Origin of the sequence: Amycolatopsis cihanbeyliensis, from assembly GCF_006715045.1 — a bacterium.
Taxonomy (GTDB): domain Bacteria; phylum Actinomycetota; class Actinomycetes; order Mycobacteriales; family Pseudonocardiaceae; genus Amycolatopsis; species Amycolatopsis cihanbeyliensis.
Window position 1 is genome coordinate 156,403 of the sequence record NZ_VFML01000002.1, and the last position, 25,988, is coordinate 182,390.

Here is a 25,988-nt window from a genome sequence, read left to right on the forward strand (position 1 = left end):
GTGGCCGAGATCCTTCACCATGACACATGGAAAGTCCTTTCTTCGCTGCTCAGGCGAACTCGTCCCAGCGTTCCTTGCGACGGCTCCACACCAGGACGATGAGGATGGCCACGAACGGCAGTACCCCGCGGTACTCCTTGATCTCCGACCAGGTGCTGGCGACGCTCTGCAGGATGCCGAGCGCCATCCCACCCACCAGGGTCAGCGGGAAGCTGCGGAAGGCACCGACCAGCGCGGCCGCCAGCGCGGGGGTGATCAGCAACGCCTGCGAGCCGAAGTCGCTGGCGAACTGCCCCGCGATGATCATGATCGCCAGCGCGCTGGCGGCTCCGGTGATCGCCCATACCGCCATCGCCAGCCGCGGCACCGGGATGCCGATCAGTTCGGCCGTCTGCGGCCGCTCGGCCAGCGCGCGGAGCAGCACCCCGATCCTGGTGTGCCGCAACAGCAACACCGGCACGATGGCGAACAACCCGGCCAGCAGCAGGGTGATCACGGCCATCCAGGTCACCACCACGTTGCCGAGGGTGAACGCCGGGGTGTCGAACGGTTTCGGGAAGCGGTGCGGGTGCTGGGCACCGAACAACCGCAGGCCCAGCGCTATGAACGAGGTGTACACCGCGACGGTGACGGCCGTCTTGATGCCCTCGCCCGCCCCGGAGAACCAGCGGACCATGATCAGCCCGACCAGCGCGTGCACCGCGGCGCCGACGCCGAGCCCGGCGAGCACGGCCAGCCACAGCGGCAACCCCTGCTCGACCAGCAGCACCATGGCGAAGGCGCCGAAGGCGCCCACCGCGGCCTGTGCGAAGTTGACCACGGCAACCAGCCGGTAGGTGAGCAGGATGGACAGCCCCATCAACGCGTACGCGCCCCCGGTGACCAGCCCCGCGATAGCTGCGGAAAGCTCGAGCACGGTGACCTCCTATCCGGCGTGTTTGCCGTCCATGAACGTGTGTTTGCCGTTCCCGCGCATGCGTTGGCCGTCCGCGCGGCAACCGCGCGGTCAGTCCCTTGGCAGGGTGATGAAGTCGGGGGTGACGACCTTCCACTGACCGTCCTCCAGTCGCACGATCTTCGAAGCCTGGTTGGGCGCGTGGCTCTCGCCCTCGCCGAACACCCAGGGCGTGCCGAGCATCGGGTGCTCGATGGGCTCCATCCCGCGCAACGCCTGGTTCACCGACTCCCTGGTGATCTCCCCCTCGATCGTCTTGAGCACCTCCACCATGAACGTCGCCGAGAGGTAACCTCCCTGGGAGAACGCCGTCGCGGGCGATTCGGCCCGCTGGACGGTCTCCCGCCATTCCTGGTTCGCCTGGCTCTCGGCCGTGTACGGCTCGAACTCGCTGCCCGCGTAGACGTTCAGTCCGAGCCCGGAAGCGGCCTCGGCCACGCTGTCGGTGTAGGACGGCGCGAGCAGCAGGAAGTCCACATCGGTCATTCCCTGCGTGCTCGCCGCCTGCAGCCACGGGACGACCAGTTGTTCGGTCGGGTTGAACAGCACCGCGTCGCACCGCTCCTGCTTGGCACGCAACAGGTACGGCGTCATGTCGCCGCTCTGCTGCACGGTGAGGTCGTTGACAACCAGCTCCTTGCCGGTCAGCTCCGACCACCGGCCCAGCGCCTGGTTCACCGCGTCCTCGCTGCCCGGCAGTACCACGGTGAAGTTGCAGACCCGTTGCGCATCGAGTTGCTCCGACGCGTACTGCAGCACCGCGGTCATCAGGGTGAACGGGCCCACGTTCACCGGCGCGATGTTCGGACTCTGGAAGCATTTCGGGCTCGCCCCGATCGCCATCACCGAGCTGATCCGCGCCTGGTTGTAGAAGCCACCGTTGACGTCGCAGTCGGTGAAGCTGGCCGAACCGGCCATCGCCACCACGTCGGAGTCCAGCAACTCCCGCGCCACCTGCGCGGTCCGCTGCGGGTTACCGGCATCGTCCTTCACGATGTACTCGACCTGGCTGCCGTTGATCCCGCCTGCCGCGTTGACGTCCTCGAACACCTGCTTCGCCGTCTCCACCACGTCGGTGGTGACGAAGTTCCCGGTCAGCCCGGCGATCGAGCCGATCTTGATCGTGTCGTCGCCGCCGGAATCGCATCCGGCCACGGCCGTCGCCGCGATCGCGGCAGCCGCCGCCAGCGCTCCCGGCCGTCGCATGGGTACTCGCATCGGTCTTCTCCTATCGGGTTTCCGGGGTCTTGTTGAGATCAGAACCCCCCAGGTAGGCCGCGAGTACGGCCTCCTCCCGCAGCACCCGCTCCGGCGGTCCCTGCGCGATCACCCTGCCGAAGTCGAGCACCACCAGCTCGTCGCAGACCGCCCTGACCAGCTCGATGTCGTGCTCGATCAGCAGCACCGAGGTGTCCGAGCGCTCCGGGATCTCGGCCAGCCGCGAGGCGAGCAGCCGGGTCTCGCCGCTGGAGTGCCCTGCGGCGGGCTCGTCCAGCAGCAGTACCGGTGGCGCGCCCGCGGCGAGCCCGGCCACCTCCAGCAGCCTGCGGGTGGCCACGTCCACGGCCTCCATCGGCACGTAGGCGGGTGGGCAGCCGAACCATGCCAGCTGCTCGTCGATCTCCTCCTTCGGCAGCCGCTTGCCCGCGGCGACCTGGAGGAACATCCCGACGTTCAACGCGTCCGGGACCCGCAGTTGCTGGAAGCTGCGCCGCACCCCCGCCCGTGCCCTCCGGTGCGCGGGCATGCCGTCCAGCGCGCGGCCACCGAGCACCACCGATCCGCCGTAGCCGTCCACGAACCCGGTCACCGCGTTCACCAGGGTCGACTTGCCGGCACCGTTCGGGCCGACCAGCCCGACCGTGGTGCGGGCGGGGACGGAAAGGGTCACCCCGTCCACCGCCACCAGGTTGCCGAAGCGCACCCGTAGTTCCCGCGTCTCCAGTACCGGCGGCCGGCCCTCGGTGTCCACTCCGGACTCATGGTTGCCGGGTCGCCGCGCGGCCACCGGTTCGGTCCGCGCCGGGGCCACCGGTTTCGCCTGCTCCTGTGCCTGCCGTTTGGCGCGCTTGGCGCGGTGCCGGGAGCGGATGTCGTCGGTCTGGCTCTTCCCGTGCCGCAGAATCAGGATCGCCGCGACGCCGAAGAACATCGCGCTGAGATCCTGCGGGATACCGACCTGGTCGATCAGCACCGGGAACACCGCCCCGAGGAGGCCGCCCAGCAGCGCGCCTTCCGGGTTGTGTGTACCGATGAACAGGGCGATAGCGAAGAAGGAAACCGAGGTCGCCGAAGTGAAGTTGGTCGCGGAGACCACCCCGAGCTGCCCCGCCATCAGGCCGCCCGCGACCCCCGCTATGAAGGCGCTGAGCGCGAAGGCGGCCAGCTTGCCGCGCGCGACGCTGATGCCGTGCGCGGCCGCGGCCCGCTCGGAGTGCCTGATCTCGATCAGTACACCGCCCATCCGGCTGCGGTCCAGCTTCCACAGCAGCAGGAACAGTGCCGCTGCCACCAGCGCGGCGAACACGAAATACTCGCTGTCGGAGGTGAAGCCCTCGGGCCTGGCGACGAAGTTGAACTCGTCCTGCCCGGGGAAGTTGATCGCGCCGAACACCACGTCCAGCGAGGTGGCGAAGGCGAAGGTGGCCACGGCCAGGCTCATCCCGCGCAACCGCAACGCCGGCAGGCCGATGGCCAGGCCGGCGACCACCGCGGCCAGTCCACCGAGCACCAGCCAGACCACGAACCCGCCGGGAACGTCGCCGACATTGGCCCAGCCGACGGTCCATGCGCCGATCGCGGCGAAGGACATCTGACACAGCGAGATCACCCCGGCCCGCCCGGTGATCACACCGAAGCTCTGCATGACCACAATGGACACCACGGCCCCGGTCAGCAGGAAGGTGAGGTACGACGAGGCTGCCAGGTACACGAGCAGCACGGCCACCCCGCCGAGCAGCAGGGAAAGGGTCGGCGGGCGGGCAGCGGTCAGGGACTTCATACCTGGCTCCTGGTCGGGTCACCGAGGTAGAGCGCGCGCAGCAGCTCCTCGTCGTCGAGCAGTTCGGCACGTTCCCCCTGGAAGACCACCTCTCCCCTGGCCAGCACGTAGGCGTGGTCGGCCACCGAGAGCGCGAGCGCGGCGAACTGTTCCACCAGCAGCACGCCGACCCCCGTGCCGGCAAGCTCGCCGACCGCGCGGGCCAGCCGCTCGATCACCATCGGCGCCAGGCCCAGCGACATCTCATCGATCAGCAGCACCTTCGGCCTGCCCAGTAGCGCGCGGCCCAGCACGAGCATCTGCTGCTCCCCGCCGGAAAGCAGCCCGGCGGCCACCGAACGCTGCTTGCCCAGTTCGGGAAACAGCTCGAAGGCCTCCTCGATACTCGCGTCCCGGCGGCAACCCGCCCTGAGATTGTCCACAACAGACAAATCGCGGAACACGGTGCGGTTCTGCTCGACGTGCGCCACCCCGGCGCGCGCCCGGCGCCACGGCCGCGCCTTCTCGATCCGCTGCCCGGCCAGCCGGACCTGTCCGGAGGAAACCCGGACCGCGCCCGAGATGCCCTCCAGCAGGGAGGTCTTGCCTGCCCCGTTGGCCCCGAGCACGACCGAGATCTTCCCCTCGGCCACGGTCAGGGACACGCCACGGACCACCGGCAACCCGGAGCGTTCGATCGTCACATCCTCGACCTCGAGCAGGTTCATCCCGCTCACCCCCGCACCGGCTCGCCGAGCTCCGCGGCCGAGGCCACCCCGTCCACCGCCGCCCGCTGGGCTGGTTGCAGGTCCTGCCGCGCCATCGCGCTCACCAGCGGCAGGAACGGGTCCGGCACGGTCCGCTTCCCGCTCAGGGTCTCCAGCACCGCCAGCCCGGAGAACGGGACGTACGCCGGGTTGTATCCGCCCTCGTGCGACAGCACCAGCCGCCCTTCGCACACCTCGCCCGCCACCCGCATCGCCAGCTCGGTCAGCGTCCGGAACCCGTCCGAGGTCACCATCTGCCTGCCGAGCGGGTCCATCGCGCCCGCGTCGAAACCGCAGGCGACCAGCAGCAGTTCCGGCTGGAAACGGCGGATCGCGGGCAGGCAGACGGTGCGCATCGCGTACTCGTATCCGCCGTCTCCCGTTCCGGGCGGCAACGGGAGATTCACCGTGCTGCCCTCGCCGGCACCGGCTCCCGTCTCGTCGACCCCACCCGAGTCCAGCGGGAAGACGTTGTCCTGGTGCATCGAGATCGCCAGCACGTCCGGGTCCTCGTAGAACACCGCCTGGGTTCCGTTGCCGTGGTGCACATCCCAGTCCAGCACCGCGATCCGGCGCACCCCGTGCACCCGCTGCGCGTGCCGGGCCGCGATCGCGATGTTGTTGAACACGCAGAAGCCCATGCCGCTGCCGGGAAGCGCGTGATGCCCCGGCGGCCGGACCAGCGCGTAGGCGTTGTCCACCCGGCCGTCGAACACCGCGTCGACCCCCTCCAGGACCGCGCCGGCGGCCAGCGCGGCGATCTCGTACCCACCACGCCCGAACGGCGAGATCCCGTCGCCCGCGTCCCCGCCTGCCCGGTCGCTGTCGGCACGGACGCGGTCGATGTGTTCCCGCTCGTGCACCCGCTCGATCTCGCGCACGGTGGCCTGCCGCGGTGAGAGTCGTACCAACTCCTCGATCAACCCGGAAACCACTACCAGCTCGTGAATGCGGCGTTTGGTGTCCGGATGCTCGAAATGCCACAACGGCTGCACGCCCTGGCGCGGGTCCGGCGGGAACAGGCCCGCCGCGCTTCCCGGGTCGTACCAGCCGAACATCTCGTGGTACAGGTAGCCGGTCGTCATGCGTACCTCCGGTGTCTGGTTGACCGGAAATCCTTCGCCACCGACGCCGGCGGGGCGGTCCGTGAAAATACCGAAATTCGTGGTGAACCCGTCCGCACGGCTTGGTTGCCGCACAGTCAACTGCCGATACTTCACAGGCAAGACCGGCATGGTCACCGCTGCAGATACTGCGTGAGTCTTGTCAGAGCGTTGTGCACAAGCTCCGGACGGCCCCGTCGACTGGATTGTGCAGAACGCCCTGGGGCGACCTGACAGGTTGACGGTTCACCAAAGGAGCACGCGATGGCCCGCTCGCTGTACATCGACGGCCGCTGGGTTGAGCCCGAGGGCGGGACCACGTTCCGCACCCTCGATCCCGCGACCGAGGAGCCGATCGAGGAGGTGTCGATGGCTGGCAGCCCCGAGGTGGACGCCGCGGTCGACGCCGCGCGGCGCGCGATGTACGCGCCCGGCTGGCGCGGGCTCGCCCCCGCGGACCGGGCCGGGCTGCTGTTCCGGCTCGCCGACCTCATAGCGCGACACGGCGCCGAACTCGCCGCGCTGGAGACCAGGGACCAGGGTCAGCCACTGGATGTCGCCAGGAACGTCAGCGTCACCGGCGCCGTCGAGCACCTGCGCTACTACGCGGGCTGGGTGACCAAACTGGAGGGCGCGGTCACCCCGATCGGCTACCCGGACACCCTGCACTACACCCGCCGCGAGCCGGTCGGGGTCTGCGCGCTGATCACCCCGTGGAACTTCCCGCTGATGATCGCCGTCTGGAAGCTCGCACCGGCGCTGGCCACCGGGAACACCGTGATCCTCAAGCCGGCGGAGCAGACCCCGCTGAGCACTGTCCGCCTGGTGGAGCTGGCCGAGGAGGCCGGGTTCCCTTCCGGGGTGGTCAACCTGCTGACCGGGGATGGCACCGTCGGGCGGGCGCTGGTCGAGCACCAGGGGGTCGACAAGGTCTCCTTCACCGGCTCGACCGAGGTCGGGCGCTCCATCGTCGCCGCGAGCGCGGGCAACCTGAAGCGGGTCACCCTCGAGTTGGGCGGGAAGACCCCGAGCATCATCGCGCGCGACGCCGATGTGGACGCCGTGGTGGAGGGCAACCTGCAGGGCGCCCTGCTCAACAGTGGTCAGGTGTGCGCCGCCTACTCCCGCTTCTACGTGGACCGGTCCAGGGCCGACGAGTTCATCAGCAAGCTGGCCGCGGGCGGCGACCGGCTGCGGATCGGCAACGGAGCCGATGGTGAGACGCAGGTCGGTCCGCTGGTGTCCGCGGAACATCTGTCCAAAGTAGAGAACCTGGTCAACGCCGGGGTCGGCGAGGGCGCGGAACTGGTCAGCGGCGGCGATCGCGCTGGCGAGCGCGGCTACTTCTACCGTCCCACGGTGTTCGCCGGGGTCACCGACTCGATGGTCATCGCCTCCACCGAGATCTTCGGCCCGGTGCTGCCGGTGCTCACCTACGACGGGGAGGACGAGCTGGCCGCGCTCGCCGAACGGGCCAACGGCACCGAGTACGGGCTGGCCGCGGCGGTATGGACCAACGACCTCTCCACCGCGCACCGGCTCGCCGCGGACATCCGGGCCGGCTCGGTCTTCGTGAACATGCCACCCGTCCCGGACCCGGCCGCGCCTTGGGGCGGCTTCAAGGCCAGCGGATGGGGCCGGGAGATGGGGCGCTACGCGCTGGACGCCTACACCGAGGTCAAAGGGGTCTTCGTACATCACGGCGGAGGTGGTGCATGACCGCGACCACGAGCACTCTCCACCCGCTCGACCCGCTGACCGCGGCCGAGATCGACCGCGTGCGCACCGTGCTCACCGAGGCCGGCCGCTGCGGCGAGAGCACCCGGTACGCCTCGGTGCTGCCGCTGGAACCACCGAAAGCCGAGGTGCGCGCGCACCGGCCGGGGCAACCGTGCACCAGGCGGGCGCAGGCGGTGCTGCTGGACGTGCGCACCGGCGGTTGTGCCGAGGCGACGATCGACCTGATCGCCGGGACGCTGCTGTCCCACCGCGAGCTGGACGTCGAGCACCGGCCCTACGGGCAACCGGCGGTCCTGATCGAGGAGTACGATCGCTGCGCCGACCTGGTCAAGGCCGATCCGCGCTGGCAGCAGGCGATGGCCCGGCGCGGCATCACCGACACCACGCACGCCTTCGTCGCGCCACTGGCTCCCGGGTTCTTCGACCGGCCGGACGAGCGCGGGCGGCGGCTGCTGCGCGGGCTCACCTTCCTGCGCGAGCACACCGAGGACAGCCCGTGGGCGCACCCGGTGGAAGGGCTGCTGGCCACCGTCGACCTGATCGCGGGCGAGGTGATCGAACTCGACGACGCCGGGGAGGTCCCGGTCCCCTACCGGCACGGCAACTTCGACCCGGCTTCGGTCGGGCCCGCGCGGACCAGCCTGAAGCCGCTGGAGATCAGCCAGCCCGAGGGCCCCAGCTTCCGGGTACGCGGCAGCGAGGTGGAGTGGGAGAGCTGGCGGTTGCGGGTCGGGTTCAACCCGCGCGAGGGCCTCACCCTGCACCAGGTCTCCTTCACCGAGGACGGGGAACCGCGGCCGGTGCTCTACCGCGCCTCGATCGCCGAGATGGTGGTCCCCTACGGCGATCCGGCGCCGTGGCGCCGGTGGATCAGCTACTTCGACGCCGGCGAGTACCTGCTCGGCAAGAACGCGAACTCGCTGAAGCTCGGCTGCGACTGCCTCGGCGTGATCCACTACCTGGACGCCGTTGTCGCCGGGGACCACGGCGAGCCGGTGGTCATCCCGCAGGCCATCTGCCTGCACGAGGAGGATCACGGGATCCTGTGGAAGCACACCAACGTCCTCACCGGCGCGGTGGAGACCCGCCGCTCCCGGCGGCTGGTGATCTCCTTCTTCACCACCATCGGGAACTACGACTACGGCTTCTACTGGTACTTCTACCTGGACGGCCGGATCGAGCTGGAGGTCAAGGCCACCGGGGTCGTGTTCTGCGGGGCCGCGCACCCCGGTACGGAAAGCCCGTACGCCACCGAGATCGCCCCCGGGCTGATGGCGCCGGTGCACCAGCACCTGTTCTGCGCCCGGCTGGACATGGAGGTGGCCGGGCAGCGCAACTCGGTCGAGGAGATCGACGTGCTGGGTGTGCCGGTCGGGCCGGACAACCCGTACGGCAATGCCTTCACCACCCGGACCACCCCGCTGCGCCGGGAGTCGGAGGCCGCCAGGCCCGCGGACCCGGCGGCGGGCCGGGTGTGGCGGGTGTTCAGTCCGGACAGCCGCGGCGAGCTCGGCAGACCACGGGGTTACCAGCTGGTGCCCCGGCCCGGCCCCACCCTGCTGGCCCGGCCGGAGGCGGCCGTGCACCAGCGCGCCACCTTCGCCACCAGGCACCTGTGGGTCACCCGGTATTCCGAGGACGAGCGGTTCCCCGCCGGGGACTACCCGAACCAGCACGCGGGTGGGGCCGGCCTGCCGGCGTGGACCGCCGCGGACCGGGACCTCACCGGAACCGATCTGGTGCTGTGGCACGTGTTCGGCCCCACCCACGTGCCCCGGCCGGAGGACTGGCCGGTGATGCCGGTGGACACCTGCGGCTTCACGCTCAAGCCGGTGGGCTTCTGCGACCGCAACCCCGCACTGGACCTACCGGCACCGGGGTGCCACCCATCCGCCAAGGAGGATTCATGAGCAGCACGCTGGAAGACACCGAGGGCTGGCTCCCGCTGGACGGCCTGCAGCCCGGCTTCGAAGCCAACCGGGCCGCGCACAGCACCGCGCTCGCCGGCAGGGAACTGGTGCTGCGGATGGACTCCGGAGCCCGGATCTGGCACGGGTTCACCGCGGAGCGGACCCGGTGGGAGCTCGGCGAGGAACGCGGGGACGACGCCTACCACCTGGTCGAGGTGGACGAGGAGCTGTACTACGCGCAGTTCCAGCACGAGCACGACCAGGGTGAGGCCGTCTCGCTGGTACTGGACCTACGGCACGGGCGGACGCTGGCCGTGCAGAGCCGGATCGGCCAGGCGTGGCAGCGGCCGACCGTGGTGACCCAGGAGTTCCACACCGGGGTGATCGAGGGTGTACCGGTGAGCGGCGAACCGCCGCGCCCCAGTACCGACCTGCTGGGCCGGCGCGTGTTGTGGTCCTACAGCCCGCAGCACCACTACGAACACATCTACCTGACCGAACACTGGTACACCTTCCTCTGCCACTCCGGCCCTGAGCAGGGCATCGCCGATACCGACGCCTGCGCCTACTACCGGATCCGGCCGGGGATCTACCTGTTCGCCTGGCGGGAGAAGGTGGTCCCCTGTGCCGCGGTCACGGTGGCCGACCACCGGTTGATGCGCTCGCACGGCGCGCTGTTCGGCCTCGCCGAGGACGGCACCAGCACCACCCACTTCACCTTCGGCGCGCACGGCCGGTTGCTCAGCAACACGGTGTACCCGGAGCTGCGCGCATGAGTGATCCGGTGAGTGCGGCGCTCGGCCTGCGGCCCGGCAAGATCATCGCGGTACACCTGAACTACCCGTGCCGCGCGGCCCAGCGTGGCCGCACCCCCCGGAACGGGTCCTACTTCCTCAAGGCCACCTCCTCGCTGGCCGGGCACTGCGGCGAGGTCTCCCGCCCCGCGGGAACCGAGCTGCTGGCCTTCGAGGGCGAGATCGCGCTGGTGATCGGCAAGCGGGGGCGGCGGATCGACCCGGCGGAGGCCTGGTCCCACGTCGGCTGGGTGACCGCAGCCAACGACCTGGGGCTGTACGAGCTGCGACACGCCGACCGCGGGTCCAACCTGCGGGCCAAGAGCGGGGACGGGTTCACCCCGCTGGGCCCGGACTTCCTGCCGGCGGACCGGGTCGACCCGGCCGCGCTGCGGGTACGCACCTGGCTGGGCGGCGAGCTGGTGCAGTCCGGGACGACCGACACGCTGCTCTTCAGCTTCGCCGACCTGATCGCCGATCTCTCCCGGATGTCCACACTGGAACCCGGAGACGTGATCCTGACCGGGACCCCGGCGGGAGCCTCGGTCGCCACCCCCGGTGAGGCGATCGAGGTCGAGGTGGACAGCACGGATCCGGAGCGCCCTGCGCGCACCGGCAGGCTGCGCACCACCGTGGTGGAGGGTCCCGCGCTCGGCGGTCCGGGCGCGGCGCCGGTGAGCGATCCCGGACTGCGTGCCGAGGCGTACGGCACATCCGAGTCCACAGTGGATGACATCGCGGAGCGGCTCACCACGGTCGCGGTCGCCACCCTCGCCGCGCAGCTGCGCAAGCGTGGCCTTGACAACGCCGCCATCGACGGGGTGCGGCCCGCGCGACCCGGATCGCGCTTCGCCGGCAGGGCGCGCACCCTGCGCTACCTGCCGCTGCGGGAGGACCTGTTCACCGAGCACGGCACCGGCTTCAACGCGCAGAAGCGGGCAGTCGAGTCGGTGCGGCCGGGCGAGGTGCTGGTGATGGAGGCGCGCGGCGAGCGGAATGCCGGGACGATCGGGGACATCCTTGCGCTGCGCGCCCAGCTGCGCGGCGCCGCGGCGGTGGTGACCGACGGCGGGCTGCGGGACGCCGCCGTGGTGGCCGAGCTGGAACTGCCGGTGTTCCACGGCGGGCAACATCCCAGCGTGCTGGGCCGCAAGCACGTCCCGTGGGAGATCGACGTGGCCGTGGGTTGCGGCGGCGCGGCCGTCCTTCCCGGCGACCTCGTGGTCGGAGATGACGACGGGGTGCTGGTGATCCCGCCCGCGCTGGCCGAGGAGGTGCTCGCGGACGCGGCGGAGCAGGAGCTGCGGGAGGAGTTCATCACCGAGCAGGTCAGGACCGGCAAGCAGATCAACGGCCTGTACCCGCTGGAGGGCCGGTGGCTGGAGGCCTACCGGTCCTGGCGAGCGTCCCGCACCGCCGATCAAACAGACTCCGGAAAGGACAGTCAATGAGATTTCGTGCCGATCCGAGCCGGATCACCGGCTCCATCGCTCCGGTGGTCACCCCGTTCACCGCGGACGGCGCGCTGGACGAGGCCGGGCTGCGCGGGCTGGTCCGCTGGCAGCTCGCCAGCGGCTCGCACGGCGTCTCGCTGGGCGGCTCCACCGGGGAGCCCGGCGCGCAGAGCGTGGCCGAGCGGGCCACGGCAATCCGCGCGGCGGCCGAGGAGGTCGGCGACCGGGTCCCCTTCCTGCCCGGAACCGGTTCCGCCAAACTCGACGAGACACTGGAACTCACCTCCGTGGCCATGCAGGCGGGCGCGGACGCGGCGCTGATCATCACGCCCTACTACGCCCGCCCCACCCAGGAGGCGCTGTACCAGTGGTATGCCACGGTGGCCAGGGAGTTCCCCGACCTTCCGCTGGTGATCTACAACGTGCCGATGCGCACGGCCGTGGACATCGCTCCGGAGACGGTCGGCAGGCTGTTCCGCGAGTTCGACAACCTGGTCGGGATCAAGGAGACCACCAAGGACTTCGAGCACTTCTCCAGGGTGCTGCACGAGACCGGCCCGGAACTGCTGGTGTGGTCCGGGATCGAGCTGCTGTGCCTGCCGCTGCTCGCGCTGGGCGGGGTCGGCTTCGTCAGCGCCGTGGCCAACCTGGCGCCGGCCGCGGTCGCCGAGATGTACCAGGCCTGGACCGAGGGAGACCTCGACCGGGCCCGGCGGCTGCACTACCGGCTGCACCCGCTGGTGGACGTGCTGTTCACCGAGACGAACCCGGCGCCGGCGAAGTGGGTACTGGCCAAGCGCGGGCTGATCTCCGCCGCGCACGTCCGCCCGCCGCTGATCACCCCGACCGCCGCGGGGCAGGCGCGGATCGAGCAGTTGCTGTCCGGCAACGAAGACCTTCTCACCCCCGTCGAGGGAGTCCCGTCATGAGTAGCCCGCGAAACCTTCCGAAGCGGCTGCCGCACCTGATCGGCGGCGAGCTGACCGAGAGCGTGTCCGGCGCCGAGTTCGAGGTGCTGGAACCGGCTTCGAACACCGTCTACACCACCGCGGCGGCCGGGCGGTCCGAGGATGTCGACAAGGCGGTCCGGGCCGCCCGCGCGGCCTTCACCGAGGGGCCATGGCCCGGGATGGCCGCGCGGGACCGCGCGCGGATCCTGTACCGCATCGGCGAGGCCGTCGAGGCTCGCGAGGAACGGCTGGCGGAACTGGAGTCCTTCGACAGCGGGCTGCCGATCACCCAGGCGCGCGGACAGGCCCGCCGCGCGGCGGAGAACTTCCGGTTCTTCGGCGACCTGATCGTCGGCCTGCACGAGGAGGCCTACTCGGTACCGGGCACGCAGCTCAACTACGTGCTGCGCAAGCCGGCCGGGGTGGCCGGGCTGATCACGCCGTGGAACACCCCGTTCATGCTGGAGAGCTGGAAGCTGGCGCCCGCGCTGGCCGCCGGCTGCACCGTGGTACTCAAACCCGCCGAGTTCACCCCGCTCTCGGCGAGCCTGTGGTCGGACATCTTCGCCGAGGCCGGCCTGCCGGACGGGGTGTTCAACCTGGTCAACGGGATCGGCGAGGAGGCGGGGCAGGCGCTGGTCGACCACCCGGACGTGCCGCTGATCTCGTTCACCGGGGAGACGACCACCGGCAAGACGATCATGCGCAGGGCCGCCGAGCACCTCAAGGGTCTTTCCATGGAGCTGGGCGGGAAGTCGCCGGTGGTGGTGTTCGCGGACGCGGACCTGGACGCCGCGCTGGACTCCGCGGTGTTCGGCGTGTTCTCGCTGAACGGGGAACGCTGCACCGCGGGTTCCAGGGTGCTGGTCCAGCGGGAACGGTACGCGGAGTTCGCGGCCCGGTTCGCCGAACGCGCGAGCCGGGTCGTCGTCGGCCCACCGCATGATCCGGCCACCGAGGTGGGTGCGCTGGTGCATCCCGAGCACTACGAACGGGTCCTCGGCTATGTGGAACTCGGCAAGCGGGAAGCCACCCTGCTGGCCGGTGGCGCACGGCCGGAGCACCTCGCGACCGGGAACTACCTCACGCCGACCGTGTTCGGCGATGTCGGGCCGGACGCCCGGATCTTCAACGAGGAGATCTTCGGGCCAGTGGTCGGGCTGACCCCGTTCGACACCGAGGAGGAGGCGATCCGGCTGGCCAACGACGTCAGCTACGGCCTGGCCGGGTACGTGTGGACCAGCGACCTGCGCAGGGGACATCGCGTCGCCGGGGCGATCGAGGCGGGCATGGTCTGGCTGAACTCGCACAACATCCGCGACCTGCGTACCCCGTTCGGCGGGGTGAAGAGCAGCGGCGTCGGCCACGAGGGCGGTTGGCGCAGCATCGACTTCTACGCGCCGGAACACGTGGTGCACGTGTCCCTCGGCGAGGTGCACACCCCGCGTTTCGGTGCCCGGTGACTGTCCCGGTAGATACCAATCCGACCTGCGGTCGCTCCGTCGAGTCGGCCCACCTCCGGTCTCCTTGGTAAGAGAGGTTCGTCATGCCCACTCCCCCCGACCTGATCCGATCGGCCTACGCCGAGTTGATCGTCACCGACCTGGCGGCCGCCCGCTGGTTCTATGTGGACGTTCTCGGGCTGGTGATCACCGCCGAGCGGCCCGGCGTGCTGTACCTGCGGGCCTTCGAGGAGTACCTGCACCACAGCCTGGTGTTGCGGGAGGGCGCGGAACCAGCGCTGCGCAAGCTCGCCTACCGCGTCCGCAGGCCGGGTGAGCTGGAGGTGGCCCGACGCTACTACGCCGAACTGGGCGTTCCGGTGCGTGCGGTCCCCGCCGGGGACACCCTGGGGATCGGCGAGGCGGTGCGGCTGAGCGATCCGCTCGGATTCCCCGTGGAGTTGTTCTACGCGGCCGAGCACACGCCCCGGTTCACCCAGCGCTACGACCTTCATCCCGGGAACGCGCTGGCCAGGCTGGACCACTTCAACGTGGTGGTACCGGATGTGCGAGCGGGTCACGAGTACTACACCGGGCTCGGCTTCGGGGTCTCGGAGACGATCGAGGACACCGAGGACAACCTGTACGCGGCCTGGCTGTACCGCAAGCAGACGGTGCACGACATCGCGCTGACCGCGGGTGAGGGGCCGCGGCTGCACCACATCGCGTTCGCCACCAGGGAGCGCGCGCAGATCCTGCACACCTGCGACCTGCTCGGCGCGCTGGGCAGGGAGGCGATGATCGAGCGCGGCCCCGGGCGGCACGGGGTCTCCAACGCCTTCTACCTGTACCTGCGCGACCCGGACGGGCACCGGATCGAGATCTACACCAGCGACTACTACACCGGTGACCCGGACAACCCGACCGTGCGCTGGGACGTGCGGGACAACCGGCGCCGCTCGTTCTGGGGGCACGAGGTGGTGCCGTCCTGGTACGCCGAGGCGTCCACGGTGCTCGATCTCGACGGCGGCCCGGTGCCGACGCGGCAGCCGGCGGTGCGCGAGGCCACGGTCACCGTCGGCGCCGACGGTTTCGGCACCGCCGACGGTGCGAACGGGTTCAAGCTCGGTAACCAGGCCTGATCATGCGCAGCGGGGAGTACCACGCCGACTACGTGGTCATCGGTGCGGGTTCCGCCGGCTGCGTGCTGGCCCGGCGCCTTGTCGACAGCGGGGCGAACGTGCTGGTCCTCGAGGCGGGCGGGATGGACACCAATCCGGCCATCCAGGATCCGCTGCGGATGCACGAGCTGTGGCACTCCGCCCAGGACTGGGGTTACCAGACCGTGCCGCAGCGCGGCGCGGCCGGCCGTCGCCTGCACCTGCCACGGGGGCGGGTGCTCGGCGGCTCGCACGCGCTGAACGCGATGATCTGGGTCCGCGGTAACCCGGCCGACTACGACCACTGGGCCTACCTCGGCAACGCCGGGTGGGCGTGGCGGGACGTCCGGCCGCTGTTCGAGCGGATCGAGGCGGGGCCACTGGAGTTGCTCACCGGCTTCGAGCCGGACCCGGTGCAGCAGGCGATCATGGCGGCCGCGGAGCAGGTCGGCATCCCGTTCAACGCCGACTGCAACGACGGCGAGCAGGACGGCGTCGGCCCGATGACCCTGACCATCGCGGGTGGGCGGCGGTGCACCACGGCCGGCGCGTACCTGGCCCCGGTGTTCGGCGATCCCCGGCTGACCGTGCTCACCGGGGCGCAGGTGGACCGGCTGGTGGTGCGCGAAGGGCGATCCGCCGGGGTGCGGCTGCGGCACGGCGGGCGCGCGCTGACCGCGTACGCGGAGCGGGAGGTGATCCTCACGGCCGGCGCGATCGGCTCGCCCGCGCTGCTGCTGCGTTCCGGGATCGGTCCCGGCGCCCGGCTGCGCGGGGCCAGGGTGGAGCCACTGGTCGACCTGCCGGGCGTGGGCCGCAACCTGCAGGACCACTGGCTGGTGCCGGTGGTGTTCTCCGCCGAGCAGGAGATCGCGCACACCCCCGGGCTTCCGCATACGCAGACCCAGCTGTTCTGGCGCAGCAGGCCGGGCCTCGCCGTGCCCGACCTGCAACCGCTGCATTTCAGCGTCCCGCTGTACGAACCGTGGATGTCCGGGCCCGCCAACGGATTCTCCCTGATGGCGGGCCTGGTCCGCCCGGCGAGCCGGGGCGAGCTGACCGTGGCGGGCGATCGGCCGCGCATCGACCCGCGGGTGTTGTCCGCGTACTCCGACGTGACCGCACTGGCCGCGGCTGTCGAGCTGTGCCAGGAGATCGGCAACGCGCCCGCCCTGCGCGCCTGGGGTGCCGTCGAGCGCTACCCGGGCCCGGCGACCGGAAATCTTCCCGCCTACATCCGGCGCAGCGTGCTCACCTATCACCACCAGGCGGGCACCTGCCGGATGGGCGTCGGCGAGGACGCCGTCGTCGATCCGGAGCTGCGGGTGTACGGAGTGGACGGTCTGCGGATCGCCGACGCCTCGATCATGCCGACCATCACCACGGGGAACACCAACGCGCCCGCCGTCATGATCGCCGAGAAGGCGGCCGATCTGTTGACCGGAGCGGCGCTCGAACGGACCGGTACCACGACCGCTGCCTTGGAGGTTCCATGACGATCCTCGTTCGTACCAGCGATGTCCCCGCCCGCGAACGCACCGAGTTGTGGCGGGCCGCGGCCTCGGAGGCCTACGTGCCACTGGAGATGAGACTCGACGACGCCGATGTCTTCCGCGGCCAGATCGCCGGGCAGGTGTTCGGGGAGCTCCGCGTCGGCGAGGTCACCGCGGACGCGCACCAGGCGCACCGGCCGAGCAGGCTCATCGGCAAGTACGACGACCTGCCACCGCACTACAAGCTGAGCATGCCGGTGCGCGGCTACTGCCTGGTGCAGCAGGACGGGCGGGAGGCCTCGCTCACCCCGGGCGACCTGGCGATCTACGACACCTCCCGGCCCTACACCGTGGTGTTCGAGGACACCTGCCAGATGCTGACCCTGATGTTCCCCCGCCGGAACCTGCACCTGCCGGCCGAGCAGTTGGAGCGGGTCACCGCGAGCAGGGTGTCCGGGCGGCACAGCGTCGGTGCCCTGCTCGGCCCGCTGCTGCTGAACCTGGTGTCCAGAATGGACGAGATCGACGCGGCTCAGGCCCTGCGCCTCGCCGACAACGTGGTCGACATGGTGACCACGGTCTTCGCGGGGCAACTCGGCGAGGACAGCACCCGGCGGCGCCCGCCGGGGCACCGCTCGCTCGTCCTGCGCGCGAAGTCGTTCATCGAGGCCCATCTCGAGGACACCGACCTCACTCCGGGCACGGTGGCGGCGGCGATGCACATCTCCACCGGGTACCTGCACAAGCTGTTCCGCAGGGAGAACACCACGGTGTCCCGGTGGATCCGGGAACGCAGGCTGGAGCACTGTCGCCGCGACCTGCGCGACCCCGACCAGTCCGACCTCGCCGTCAGCAGCGTGGCCGCGCACTGGGGCTTCATCGACGCCGCGCACTTCAGCCGCCTGTTCAAGGCGGCCTACGGCCTCCCTCCCCGGGAGTACCGCATCGTCAGCGAGGGTGGCCCCGACATCCACCTCTCCGCCACCGGAGGGCCCTGAACGTGGCTTTCCGGACGCTGAACGTCGCCAACGGCACATCTGAGACATCTGACGTCTCGAACGCCACGTTCAGGGCCCCGGTTAGGGGGTGAAGGCGAGGGTGGGCAGGTCGACCGCACCGGCTCCGGCGTCGGCGACCAGGACGGTACCGGTCATCACCGCGGAATCGGCGGAGCCGAGAAAGGCGATGATCGAGGCGATCTCCTCCGGTTCGGCCGGCCTGCCGAGCGGGGTGTCCTTGGTGGCCAGTCGGTAGGCCTCCTGCCGCCCGATGCCGTGCAGCCGCCCGAGTTCGTCCATCTCGGCGTCCGCCATCGGGGTACGTACCCAGCCGGGGCACAGCGCGTTGACCCGCACCCCGTCCTTGCCGTAGTCGCGGGCGAGGGAGCGAGTGAGGCCGATCAGCGCATGCTTGGCGGTCACGTAGCCGCACATCTCGGGAGCGGCCGCGAGCCCGGCGATCGAGGACACCATCACCATGCAACCGTGCCGGCTGCGCAGCTCCGGCAGCGTCTCGCGAGCCGTCACGAACGCGCTGTTCAGGTTGGCCTGCAGGCCCCGCTGCCAGGCCGCATCGTCCACATCGGTCGCCGCGCCGACACCGTGCCCGCCCGCGTTGGCCACCACGATGTCCAGCCCGCCGAAGCGATCCAGTGCCGCGTCCCGCACCCCCCGCACCGCGGCCGCGTCGGTCACGTCGGCCGGGACGCACAGGGCTCGCTCCCCCAGCCCTTCGGCCGCCGCGTGTAAGGGTTCCTCGCGGCGGCCGGTGAGCACCACGGCCGCGCCCTCGGCGGCAAACCTGCGGGCGGTGGCGGCGCCGATCCCGGTGCCCGCACCGGTGATCACGGCGACCTTGCCGGCCAGCCTCTCGGGCGGGATCGTGTCGGCTGGGGAACTACCCACGCTGTGCCGTCCTTTCCGGTTGAGATATACAGGACGGCCAGACGGTATCCCCGCTGGTGCCGCCGGCGGACCGGCTCCGCCCGCATCGTGAGCTGCCCGACAAGGAGAGTGCACACAGGTACAAGTCACCCGCCGCCATGCCCCGCAGGCTGTGGTCACCCAGATGCCGCACAGTACGAGGAGGCGGGATGACCGACCGGCTGGAGCGCGAGCGCAGCGCGGCCCCGGCAGAGTCCGGCGAGACGTCCGGCGGCCGGCGCCCTCCGCGCGGTCCCGGCTGGCCGCGGCGGCTGCTGCAGGCCGACTCCGCCAGCGTCCTGGCCGCGCTCATCGTGCTGGTACTGCTGATCGGAATGCTGCAGCCGGGGTTCTTCCACCCCGGGCAGCTGCGCGATGTGCTGCAGAGCGCGGTGTACGTGGCGCTGCTGGCGGCCGGCATGGCCTTCCTGCTGTCCATGCGGGAGATCGACCTCTCGGTGGGCTCCAACTTCGCGCTCTCGCTGATCGCCTGCGGCCTGCTGATGCGGGAAGGCCTGGACCCGTGGCTCGCCGCGCTGGCCGGGATCGCGCTCGGCGCCACGCTGGGCCTGGTGAACGCGCTGATCGTACAGGTCATCGCGATCCCGGCGATCGTGGCGACGCTGGCCACGATGCAGGTCTTCCGCGGGCTCGCGCTCGCCCTGAGCGACGGGCAGCAGGTCACCGGCCTCCCGCTGGAGAGCTCGTTCTTCACCGTCATCGGCGGCACCGCGCTCGGGCTGCCCTTCGCGGTCTGGGTGGTGATCGCGGTCGTCGCCGTGCTCACCGTGGTGCTGCGGCTGACCCCGTTCGGTTACCGGGTGCGGGCCATCGGTTCCAACCCCGAGGCCGCCACCTTCTCCGGCATCTCCGCCCCACGCACCCGGATGGCCGTGCTGGTGCTCGCGGGTGGGCTCGCCGGTCTTGCCGGCGTGCTCGGGCTGGCGTTCTTCACCTCCGGTGATCCGAACGTGGGCACCGGGCTGGAGTTGCAGGCCATCGCGGCCGCGGTGATCGGCGGGACCCCGCTGCGCGGCGGCAGCGCCACGGTCGCCGGGGCCGTGTTCGGTGCCGTGCTGCTCAGCGTGGTGGCCAGCGGCCTCGTCTACTTCAGCATTCCGGCCAACTGGAGCTCGTTCGCCAGCGGGATGGTCGTCCTGCTGGCAGTGGCCGTGGACAGCCTGCTGCGCAGCAGGCGACGCGCCCGCCGAACCGAGTTCGGCCTGTGAAACCCCGTCCAGCGGAAGGAAACGAGATCATGGTGGTCCATCCTCGCACCACGAAGCCCCGTACCCGGCTGGCGGCCGGGGCCTGCGCACTCCTGCTGGTGGCCTGCCAGTCACCATCGGGGGGCGACGACAGCCAGGACGGCACGCTGCAGCTGGCGTTCAGCTACGCGTCGACCTCGCAGAACCCGTTCCAGGAAATGGCTTTCGGCGCGCAGGCCGCCGCGACCGACGCCGGTGAGGTGGAGCTGACCGCGAACGCGCCCTCCAGCATCGACGGCCCGGGGCAGGTGTCACAGTTCCAGTCGGCGATCCGCACCTCCGCCGACGGGATCGCGCTGCAGACCCTCACTCCGGACCTGTTCGTCCGCCCGCTGCGGCAGGCCAACGAGGCCGATGTCCCGGTGGTGGCGGTGGACACCGTACCGCCCGAGGGCACCGACGTCGGGCTCTACGTGGGCAACAGCAACACCGAACTGGGCCGGGAGCTGGGCAGGGAGTTGCTCGAGCACATCCCGGAGGACGCCGAAGGGTACGTGGTGCTCGGCAACGACATCCCCGGCCTGGCGCTGCTGGAGCAACGGCTCGCCGGCACCCAGGAAGTGCTGGAACAGGAACGTCCCGGGCTGAGCATCCGGGGCCCGTTCGACGCCGGCTCCGAACCCTCGGTGAACTTCAACAAGTGGAACGACATCGTGAAGGCACACCCGGACGCCATCGCCTACATCGGGGCGGGTGCCTCGGACGCGGTGTCCCTCTCGCTGATCCAGAAGAACACCGGACAGCGCTTCCTTGTCGGCTCCTGCGACCCCGACCCGCAGGCGCTGCTCGGAGTGAAAGACGGCTACGTCGCGGCGCTGGCCTCACCGGAGCACTGGCTGAAGGGCTACGTGGCGGTGCGCATGCTGGCGGAGAGCGCGCGCACCGGCGAGCCGCTGCCGCAGGGCTGGTGGAACACCGGCTCGCTGATCATCAACTCGGAGAACATCGACGAGATCATGGCGCGCCAGGAGAACGAGGCCGCCCGCAAGGAGTGGTTCGCCGACGAGGCCACCGCCCAGGTCGCCGACCCGCAGGCACACCTGCGTCCGCTGGACGAGGCGAACTGAATGAGCGTGCTCGACGTGCACGGCGTCGCCAAGGCCTACGGTGGCGTACGTGCCCTGCACGAGGCGGGTATCCGGGTGCGCGGTGGTTCGGTGCACGCGTTGCTCGGGGAGAACGGCGCGGGCAAGTCCACCCTGATCAAGATCATCACGGGTGCCGTCCGCCCGGACAGCGGTTCGCTCGCCCTTGACGGGCGCGAGATGTCCTTCGCCTCCACGGCCGACGCGGCCGCGCACGGGGTGGCCGCCGTGTCCCAGGAGCTCAACCTGTTCCCGGACCTCGACCTACTGGCCAACCTCTACCCGATGCGGGAGGCCCGCAGGGGCCCGTTGCTCGACCGGGGCGCCATGCTCGCGCGGGCGCGGCCCGTGCTGGACCAGCTCGGCCTCGAGGTCGACCACCGGCAACCGGTCGGGCAACTGTCGCTGGCGCAGCGGCAGCTGGTGGAGATCGCCAGGGCGCTGCTCACCGACCCGAAGGTGCTGATCCTGGACGAACCGACCTCGGCGCTGGAGGCCGCCAGCACCGAACGACTGCTCGGCATCCTGCGAACGTTGCGCGACCGGCAGGTGGCCGTGGTGTTCGTGTCCCACCTGCTGGAGGAGGTGATGGCACTGTGCGACGAGATCACCGTGCTGCGCGAGGGCGAGACGGTGCTCTCCGGGGTGCCGCGCGCCGAGCTGAAGCTGTCCGACGTGGTGGCCGCCATGCTCGGCCGCCAGCACCAGCAGCAACGGCCGCCGACCCGCACCACGGCCGGGAACCATGACAGTACCGAGGGGACACTCCGCTTCGAGGAGGTCTCCGTGCCTGGGCGGCTGTCCGGGGTCAGCTTCGCCGCCGAGCCGGGCGAGGTGGTCGGTCTCGCCGGGCTGGTCGGATCCGGGCACACCACGGTGCTCGAGGTGGTCGCCGGGCTGCGCAGGGCCGCCACGGGCCGGGTACGGATGCCAGACGGCTCGCCGGCACCGCGGAAGCTGCGGGCCGCGATCGACGCTGGCGTTGCGCTGGTGTCCGGGGACCGGCGCAGGCTCGGCCTGATGCTGGACAAGCCGGTGTGGGAGAACATCGCGCAGATCCGGTCCGTGGCGCTGGCACGGGACGGCGCGCTGATCCGGGCGGGTCCGCTGCGCAGCCGCGCCGCGACGATCGCCGACCGGCTGCGCATCCGGGCACCGCATCCGGACGTCACCTGCGGGATGCTCTCCGGCGGCAACCAGCAGAAGGTCGTGCTGGCCAAGTGGCTGGAGTCGCGACCGAAGGTGATCCTGCTGGACGACCCGACCCGCGGGGTCGGTATCGGCAGCAAGGAGGACATCTACTCGCTGCTGCGCACCGAGGTCGGTGAGTCCACGATCATGCTGCTGTGCTCGACGGACCTGGAGGAGTTCCCGCTGCTGTGCGACCGGGTGCTGGTGTTCCACCGCAACCGGCTGTGCGCCACCCTGCGCGGCGCGGAGATCACCCCGCACGCGGTGCTGCACGCGATGAACACCGGAGAGGTGCCGGACGTACCTGGCGAGGGGCGACTCGTAGAATCGCCAGGGTGACTTCATCCGGCACCGCGCCCGCGACCAGCGACGCCACCGAGGTTCTGCGGCGTGTCTTCGGTTACGACTCGTTCCGAGGTGAGCAGCAGGAGATCATCGAGCACGTCGTCGCGGGTGGCGACGCACTGGTGCTGATGCCGACCGGCGGCGGCAAGTCGCTCTGCTACCAGATTCCCGCGCTGGTGCGGGGCGGGGTGGGCATCGTGGTGTCCCCGCTGATCGCGCTGATGCAGGATCAGGTGGACGCCCTCGCCGACCTCGGGGTGCGGGCGGGGTTCCTGAACTCGACGCAGGACCCGGACGAGCGCAGGACGGTCGAGGCCCAGTTCCTCGCCGGGGAGCTCGACCTGCTGTACCTGGCGCCGGAGCGGCTGCTGATGGCGTCCACACTGAACCTGCTCGACCGGGGCACGGTGGCGCTGTTCGCGATCGACGAGGCACACTGTGTGTCCCAATGGGGGCACGACTTCCGCCGGGACTACCTCGAACTGTCCACAGTGCACGAACGTTGGCCTTCGGTGCCGAGGATCGCGTTGACCGCGACGGCGACCAAGGTCACCCACGCCGAGATCGCCTCCCGGCTGAACCTCGAGCGGGCGCGACACTTCGTGGCCAGCTTCGACCGGCCGAACATCCAGTACCGGATCGTGCCGAAGAACGAGCCGAAGCGCCAGCTACTGCACCTGCTGCGCACCGAGCACGCCGGGGATGCCGGCATCGTCTACTGCCTCTCCAAGGCGTCGGTGGACAAGACCGCCGAGTTCCTCGTGGACAACGGGATCGAGGCGCTGCCCTACCACGCGGGGATGGACAAGGCCGACCGCGCCGCCAACCAGGCCCGCTTCCTGCGTGCGGACGGCCTGGTCATCGTGGCCACGATCGCCTTCGGCATGGGCATCGACAAACCGGACGTACGTTTCGTCGCCCACCTGGACCTGCCCAAGTCGGTGGAGGGCTACTACCAGGAGAGCGGGAGGGCGGGGCGCGACGGCCTGCCGGCCACCGCGTGGCTGGCCTACGGGCTGCAGGACGTGGTGCAGCAGCGCAAGCTGATCGACATCTCCGAGGGCGACGACGCGCACAAGCGCCGGCTGGCCACCCACCTGGACGCCATGCTGGCGCTGTGCGAGACGGTCGAGTGCCGACGGGTGCAGTTGCTGGCCTACTTCGGCCAGGACGGCAGCCCGTGCAGCAACTGCGACACCTGCCTCAGCCCGCCGGAGTCCTGGGACGGCACGGTCGCCGCGCAGAAGCTGCTGTCCACCGTGTTCCGGCTACAGCGGGAGCGGCGGCAGAAGTTCGGCGCGGGCCAGATCATCGACATCCTGCTCGGCAAGAACACCCCGAAGGTCACCCAGCACCGGCACGAGGCGCTGACCGTGTTCGGCATCGGCACCGAACTGCACGAGAGCGAGTGGCGCGGGGTGGTGCGGCAGTTGCTGGCACAGCGGCTGCTGGCGGTGGAGGGCGACTACGGCACGCTGGTGCTCACCGACGCCAGCAGCGAGGTGCTCGGCAAGCAGCGGGACGTGCTGCTGCGGCGCGAGCCGCAGCGGGCAGGGTCGGGCGCGGGAGCCTCGGGCACGACGAAGTCCCGCAAGGCCGCGCCCGCGGAGTTGCCCGAGCATGCCGCCGGAGCGTTCGAGAAGTTGCGCGCCTGGCGGGCGGCCACCGCCAAGGAGCAGGGCGTGCCCGCGTACGTGATCTTCCACGACGCGACCCTGCGGCAGATCGCCACCGAGGCGCCCGGCACGCTGGCCGAACTCGGCGCGGTCAGCGGCGTCGGCGACAGCAAGCTGACCAAGTACGGGCAGCAGATTTTGGACACCCTCGCCGAGCGATAGAACAGACGTTCGATCTTCGGGTAGGCTGGGGGCATGCCACCCGCACTACAAGGTTCGCTGTTCGACGGGACCACGACGGCCGGGCTGGGCTCGCTCGGCGCGATCCGGCGCACCACGCTCGGCGACGGCGCGTGGATCGACCTGCTGCCCGGCTGGCTGACCGGGGCGGACGCGTTGTTCGACACGCTGGCCCGGCAGGTGCCGTGGCAGGCCGAACGCCGCCGGATGTACGACCGGGTGGTGTCGGTGCCGCGGCTGCTGTGCTTCTACGGCGAGGACCACCCGCTGCCGGACCCGGTGCTGACCGAGGCCAGGGCCGCGTTGAGCGGGCACTACGCCGCCGAGCTCGGCGAGCCGTTCCGCACGGCGGGCCTGTGCTACTACCGCGACGGGCGGGACAGTGTGGCCTGGCACGGGGACACCGTCGGGCGGGGCGGAACCGAGGACACCATGGTGGCGATCCTTTCCCTCGGCGCGCCGAGGGCGCTGCTGCTGCGCCCCCGCGGTGGTGGCCGCACGGTTCGGCACGCACTCGGGCACGGTGACCTCATCGTGATGGGTGGTTCCTGCCAGCGCACCTGGGAACACGCCATTCCCAAGACGAGCGGGCCGGTCGGGCCGCGGATCAGCGTCCAGTTCCGGCCGCGCGGGGTACGCTGACCGTCCGATGTGGACCACGTCAGCTTGCCCGCACGGCGTTCCCGGTGATCGCGTCGATCAGCCGGGGCCACAGCTCGCGCGGCAGGTCGTGCCCCATCCCTTCGACCATCAGCAGGTCGGCACCGGCGATCGCGCGCGCGGTGGCCCGCCCGCCGGAAGGCGAGATCATCCGGTCCGCCGCACCGTGCACCACCAGGGTCGGCGCGGTGATCCGACCGAGCGCCCGGGTCCGGTCCCCGGAGGCGAGTACCGCGGCCACCTGGCGGGCGAACCCGTCCGGACTCATCCCCCGTTCGAGATTGCGCCACAGCATGTCCCGCACCGCGGGTTCATCGGCGGCGAAGCGGGGCGAACGGACGACCCGGTTCAGCCGCGTGGCCTGCCGGACGTAGGCCGCCGGCTGCGCGGACGGGCGACCGAGCAGGAACGGAAGCACCCGAGGACTGGGCAGTCCGACCCGCCTGCTGCCGGTGGTGCTCATCATCGACACCAGCGAGCGCACCCGCGAGCCGTGGTGCGCGGCAACGGTCTGCGCGATCATGCCACCCATCGATACGCCGACCAGGTGCGCCCGCTCGATCCCGAGTTCGCCCAGCAGGCCCACGGCGTCCCCGGCCATGTCCGCCAACCGGTAGGGCGCCCTCGCCCGCCCGGTCAGCACGGCGAGTGGCGCGGGCGCGGGTGCCCCCGTGAGGTGAGTCGACCGCCCCGAGTCCCGGTTGTCGAACCGGATGACCCACAGGCCCCTGGCCGCGAGCAGTTCGCAGAACTCGTCCGGCCAGGCGATCAGCTGGTAGCCGAGCCCCATGACAAGCAGGCAGGCGGGTTCGGCCGGATCTCCGAAGGTCTGGTAGCACAGCCGCAGCTCGCCGACCGTACGGAAACGTTCGCCGTGCACTCGTGTCATGTACGAACCTCCGGTAGGAAGGAC

General features: G+C 70.8%; 21 protein-coding genes. 14 read left to right on the forward strand and 7 right to left on the reverse strand.

All coding sequences use genetic code 11. The features are described from left to right. Positions 1 to 49 precede the first annotated feature (49 nt). The 5 genes from FB471_RS29240 to FB471_RS29260 all read right to left on the reverse strand — a co-directional run bounded on the left by FB471_RS29240 (position 50) and on the right by FB471_RS29260 (position 5,787). Positions 50 to 916 (reverse strand): branched-chain amino acid ABC transporter permease, encoded by an 867-nt coding sequence (locus tag FB471_RS29240; protein ID WP_142002853.1) that lies wholly within the window; start codon positions 914 to 916, stop codon positions 50 to 52. Between the two features lie 90 nt (positions 917 to 1,006). Continuing rightward, positions 1,007 to 2,173: an ABC transporter substrate-binding protein gene (locus tag FB471_RS29245; protein WP_142002856.1), complete on the reverse strand. Its 1,167-nt coding sequence runs from the start codon at positions 2,171 to 2,173 to the stop codon at positions 1,007 to 1,009. A 10-nt stretch (positions 2,174 to 2,183) separates the two neighbouring features. Continuing rightward, positions 2,184 to 3,956, reverse strand: coding sequence for a branched-chain amino acid ABC transporter ATP-binding protein/permease (locus FB471_RS29250; protein ID WP_142002858.1), 1,773 nt, complete (start codon positions 3,954 to 3,956; stop codon positions 2,184 to 2,186). Further along, positions 3,953 to 4,663: an ABC transporter ATP-binding protein gene (locus FB471_RS29255; protein WP_142002860.1), complete on the reverse strand. Its 711-nt coding sequence runs from the start codon at positions 4,661 to 4,663 to the stop codon at positions 3,953 to 3,955. Before FB471_RS29255 ends, FB471_RS29250 begins: the two co-directional genes overlap by 4 nt. 5 nt (positions 4,664 to 4,668) lie before the next feature. Then, the gene (locus FB471_RS29260; RefSeq protein ID WP_142002862.1) at positions 4,669 to 5,787 is read right to left on the reverse strand and encodes a class II histone deacetylase; all 1,119 of its coding nucleotides are present in this window, start codon (positions 5,785 to 5,787) and stop codon (positions 4,669 to 4,671) included. A gap of 282 nt (positions 5,788 to 6,069) precedes the next feature. Here FB471_RS29260 and FB471_RS29265 point away from each other — a divergent pair, with 282 nt between their 5' ends. From FB471_RS29265 to FB471_RS29305, 9 genes are all read left to right on the forward strand, one after another. Further along, positions 6,070 to 7,524, forward strand: a complete 1,455-nt coding sequence (locus FB471_RS29265; protein WP_142002864.1) for an aldehyde dehydrogenase family protein — start codon at positions 6,070 to 6,072, stop codon at positions 7,522 to 7,524. Beyond that, positions 7,521 to 9,455, forward strand: a complete 1,935-nt coding sequence (locus FB471_RS29270) for a primary-amine oxidase (protein WP_142002866.1) — start codon at positions 7,521 to 7,523, stop codon at positions 9,453 to 9,455. Before FB471_RS29265 ends, FB471_RS29270 begins: the two co-directional genes overlap by 4 nt. After that, positions 9,452 to 10,231: a MoaF C-terminal domain-containing protein gene (locus FB471_RS29275; protein ID WP_142002868.1), complete on the forward strand. Its 780-nt coding sequence runs from the start codon at positions 9,452 to 9,454 to the stop codon at positions 10,229 to 10,231. Before FB471_RS29270 ends, FB471_RS29275 begins: the two co-directional genes overlap by 4 nt. Then, entirely contained in the window at positions 10,228 to 11,700 is a 1,473-nt protein-coding gene (locus FB471_RS29280; RefSeq protein ID WP_142002870.1) for a fumarylacetoacetate hydrolase family protein, read from the forward strand. The genes FB471_RS29275 and FB471_RS29280 overlap by 4 nt, the downstream gene beginning before the upstream one ends. Beyond that, positions 11,697 to 12,632: a 4-hydroxy-tetrahydrodipicolinate synthase gene (gene dapA, locus FB471_RS29285; RefSeq protein WP_142002872.1), complete on the forward strand. Its 936-nt coding sequence runs from the start codon at positions 11,697 to 11,699 to the stop codon at positions 12,630 to 12,632. The genes FB471_RS29280 and dapA overlap by 4 nt, the downstream gene beginning before the upstream one ends. After that, positions 12,629 to 14,116, forward strand: coding sequence for a 5-carboxymethyl-2-hydroxymuconate semialdehyde dehydrogenase (gene hpaE, locus FB471_RS29290; protein WP_142002874.1), 1,488 nt, complete (start codon positions 12,629 to 12,631; stop codon positions 14,114 to 14,116). Before dapA ends, hpaE begins: the two co-directional genes overlap by 4 nt. An 83-nt stretch (positions 14,117 to 14,199) precedes the next feature. Continuing rightward, entirely contained in the window at positions 14,200 to 15,237 is a 1,038-nt protein-coding gene (gene hpaD, locus FB471_RS29295; RefSeq protein ID WP_142002876.1) for a 3,4-dihydroxyphenylacetate 2,3-dioxygenase, read from the forward strand. A gap of 2 nt (positions 15,238 to 15,239) precedes the next feature. After that, a complete protein-coding gene (locus FB471_RS29300; protein ID WP_142002878.1) occupies positions 15,240 to 16,751 on the forward strand; it encodes a GMC family oxidoreductase in 1,512 nt (503 codons plus the stop codon). Then, complete coding sequence (locus tag FB471_RS29305) at positions 16,748 to 17,746, forward strand: AraC-like ligand-binding domain-containing protein (RefSeq protein ID WP_142002879.1); 999 nt, start codon at positions 16,748 to 16,750, stop codon at positions 17,744 to 17,746. Before FB471_RS29300 ends, FB471_RS29305 begins: the two co-directional genes overlap by 4 nt. Before the next feature lie 81 nt (positions 17,747 to 17,827). Here FB471_RS29305 and FB471_RS29310 read toward each other — a convergent pair whose 3' ends face one another. Continuing rightward, entirely contained in the window at positions 17,828 to 18,652 is an 825-nt protein-coding gene (locus FB471_RS29310; RefSeq protein ID WP_142002881.1) for an SDR family NAD(P)-dependent oxidoreductase, read from the reverse strand. Between the two features lie 188 nt (positions 18,653 to 18,840). Between FB471_RS29310 and FB471_RS29315 the strand changes: the two genes are divergently transcribed. Genes FB471_RS29315 through FB471_RS29335 form a run of 5 tightly spaced genes read left to right on the forward strand, consistent with a single transcriptional unit; the run spans position 18,841 to position 25,057 of the window. Further along, positions 18,841 to 19,899, forward strand: coding sequence for an ABC transporter permease (locus tag FB471_RS29315; RefSeq protein ID WP_142002883.1), 1,059 nt, complete (start codon positions 18,841 to 18,843; stop codon positions 19,897 to 19,899). Between the two features lie 29 nt (positions 19,900 to 19,928). Further along, positions 19,929 to 21,005, forward strand: a complete 1,077-nt coding sequence (locus tag FB471_RS29320; protein WP_142002885.1) for a sugar ABC transporter substrate-binding protein — start codon at positions 19,929 to 19,931, stop codon at positions 21,003 to 21,005. Beyond that, on the forward strand, positions 21,006 to 22,553 hold the full coding sequence (locus FB471_RS29325) for a sugar ABC transporter ATP-binding protein (RefSeq protein WP_142002887.1): 1,548 nt from the start codon (positions 21,006 to 21,008) through the stop codon (positions 22,551 to 22,553). After that, positions 22,550 to 24,397 carry a DNA helicase RecQ gene (gene recQ, locus FB471_RS29330; protein ID WP_142002889.1) on the forward strand — a complete coding sequence of 616 codons (1,848 nt, stop codon included), beginning with the start codon at positions 22,550 to 22,552 and terminating at the stop codon, positions 24,395 to 24,397. Before FB471_RS29325 ends, recQ begins: the two co-directional genes overlap by 4 nt. 33 nt (positions 24,398 to 24,430) lie before the next feature. Then, complete coding sequence (locus FB471_RS29335; RefSeq protein ID WP_142002891.1) at positions 24,431 to 25,057, forward strand: alpha-ketoglutarate-dependent dioxygenase AlkB family protein; 627 nt, start codon at positions 24,431 to 24,433, stop codon at positions 25,055 to 25,057. A gap of 19 nt (positions 25,058 to 25,076) precedes the next feature. Here the strand turns inward: FB471_RS29335 and FB471_RS29340 are convergent, their stop codons facing one another. Beyond that, positions 25,077 to 25,964 (reverse strand): alpha/beta fold hydrolase, encoded by an 888-nt coding sequence (locus FB471_RS29340; RefSeq protein ID WP_142002893.1) that lies wholly within the window; start codon positions 25,962 to 25,964, stop codon positions 25,077 to 25,079. Between the last annotated feature and the right edge of the window lie 24 nt (positions 25,965 to 25,988).